This window comes from Kitasatospora sp. NPDC057512 (genome assembly GCF_042802135.1).
Lineage (GTDB): Bacteria > Actinomycetota > Actinomycetes > Streptomycetales > Streptomycetaceae > Kitasatospora.
Window position 1 is genome coordinate 1 of the sequence record NZ_JBHVET010001026.1, and the last position, 2,334, is coordinate 2,334.

General features: G+C 74.7%; 3 protein-coding genes. All 3 read left to right on the forward strand.

Features of this window, described 5'->3' with window-relative positions:
* The first annotated feature begins 19 nt into the window (after positions 1–19).
* Positions 20–970: an SDR family NAD(P)-dependent oxidoreductase gene (locus tag ACFU6K_RS37075; RefSeq protein WP_380670765.1), complete on the forward strand. Its 951-nt coding sequence runs from the start codon at positions 20–22 to the stop codon at positions 968–970.
* Positions 971–1,105: 135 nt separating this feature from the next.
* On the forward strand, positions 1,106–1,408 hold the full coding sequence (locus tag ACFU6K_RS37080; RefSeq protein ID WP_380670761.1) for a hypothetical protein: 303 nt from the start codon (positions 1,106–1,108) through the stop codon (positions 1,406–1,408).
* 107 nt (positions 1,409–1,515) lie between these two features.
* Positions 1,516–2,334: hypothetical protein (locus ACFU6K_RS37085; RefSeq protein WP_380670763.1), on the forward strand; the 819-nt coding region annotated here is incomplete at its 3' end.

Here is a 2,334-nt window from a genome sequence, read left to right on the forward strand (position 1 = left end):
AGCCGAAGGAGCCACCGTCATGTCCTCCACCCACCCGAGCCGGCCGTGGGACGTCCACCGGCTGCCCTCCGCCGCCGGCAGGTCCTTCCTGGTCACCGGGGGCAACGCCGGGATCGGCTACTTCGTCGCGGAGCAGCTCGCCGAGACCGGCGCCGTCGTGGTGCTGGGGAGCCGGGACGGGGAGAAGGCCTCGGCCGCCATGGCCTCGATCCGCTCCCGCGTCCCCGGCGCGCGGCTGCGCCACCTCCGGCTGGACCTCGCCGACCTGGCGTCCGTGCGGACCGCCGCGGACGGGCTCGGACTGGACCGCCTCGACGCGGTGGTCCACAACGCCGGTGTCGCGCTCGACGATCCGCCGCGGTGCACGACGAAGGACGGCCACGAGCTGATGTTCGGGGTCAACCACCTGGGGCACGTCGCGCTGACCCGGGCACTGGCGCCCCTGCTGTCCGCGGCGCCAGCCGCCCGGATCGTGACGGTGGGGAGCTTCGCGGCCCGCTCCGAGCGGCTGGACCCGGACGACCTCCAGTCGGCCCGGGACTACCGGCCCAAGCGCGCCTACGGCCGGTCGAAGCTGGCGCAGATGTCCTTCGCCTTCGAGCTCGACCGCCGCCTGCGCGCCCGCGGCAGCACCGTGCTCAGCCTGGTCGCCCATCCCGGCGGCGCCCTGGACTCGCTGACCCCGCCCCGCGCGGGGGTGCACGCGGCGACCCGCGGCAGCCGGCTGCGCGGCGCGCCCGCCGGGCTGCTGCTCCAGGGCAAGGACCGCGGCGCGTGGCCGATCGTCCGGGCCGTCCTGGACCCGCTGGTGCGCGGCGGACAGCTGTGGGGGCCCAGGGCCTTCGGCCTGCGCGGCATGCCGCAGCTGGAGCCGGTCCTCGCCCACATGACCGATCCCGCCCTCGCCGCGCGCCTGTGGGACGCCAGCTGCGACGGGGCCGGCGTCGAGCCCCACCTGGCCCTCCTGTAGCGGCGGCCCCGTCCCACCGGCTCCCCCGCCCCGCGTGCCGTGCCCGTCGTCACCAGGAGGTGGCAGGGCGCGGGCGCCGGGGGGACCCTGGAGGGGGCGACCGGCTGCCCCGCGCGGAGCCGAGGAGGTTGACCCGTGAGGTTCATCCAGATCATCGAGTACCGGACGAGTCGGATCGACGAGTTCAACGCCCTGCTCGACAGCTGGGTCGAGAGGAACGCGGGACACCGGCTGGCGACCCGCTCGCTGCAGACCCGTGACCGCGACGGCGGGAACGTGTACCTGAACATCGTGGAGTTCCCCTCGCACGAGGCGGCGATGCGGAACTCCGACCGCCCGGAGACCTCGGAGTTCGCCGCGCGGGCCGCGGCGCTGTGCGACGGGCCGCCGGTGTTCCGCAACCTCGACCTGCTGAACGAATGGACCTTCCAGTCCTGAGCCGACGCACGGGCGACGCACAGCCGCGCGACGGGCGACCGGCGGCGACGGCGGGATTCCGGTCGGCCGGTAGATTCGCTCCCTCACCATCGACCGAGGGAGCCCCCGTGCCCGACCGGCCCAGCCTGCTGTACGTGACCGACCTGGCCTACCCGGCCCGCGGCCGGCGCTACGGCGACGAGGACGTCCTCCTCACCTCCCGGCTGCGGGAGCACTTCGACCTCGCCCTGTGCCACCCGCTCGACGCCCGGGCCCTGATGGGCCGCTTCGACGCGGTCGTGGTGCGCAACAGCGGCCCGGTGCTGCACTACCGGGAGGAGTACGCCCGGTTCCGTTCCCGGGCCCTGGCCGACGGCGTACGCGTCTACAACCCGCTGACCGGGCGGGGCGACATGGCCGGGAAGCGGTACCTGCTGGACCTGACCGCGTCGGGCCACCCGGTGATCCCCACCGTCGACCGGCCGCAGGACCTCGACCGGCTGCCCGCCGCCGAGCGCTACGCGGTCAAGCCCAAGGAGGGCGCCGACAGCATAGGCCTGCGCTTTCTCACCCGCGGGGAGCTGGCCGGCGTCGAGTGGGGCGAGGTGCTGGTCCAGCCGCGGATCGACTTCCGGTACGAGGTCTCGTTCTACTTCGTGGACGACGCCTTCCAGTACGCCCTCCACACGCCCGACCCGGCCCGGCGCTGGGTCCTGGAACCGTACGAGCCGAGCGCCGCGGACCTCGCGTTCGCCCGGGGCTTCGTCGACTGGAACACGCTCGCCCACGGGATCCAGCGGGTCGACGCCTGCCGCGCGCCGGACGGGCGCCTGCTCCTGGTCGAGCTGGAGGACCTCAACCCGTACCTCTCCCTCGACCTGGTCTCCGACGAGGTCCGCGAGGGCTTCGTCCGGGCCGTGGCGGACTCGCTGCGCCGCTTCCTGGAC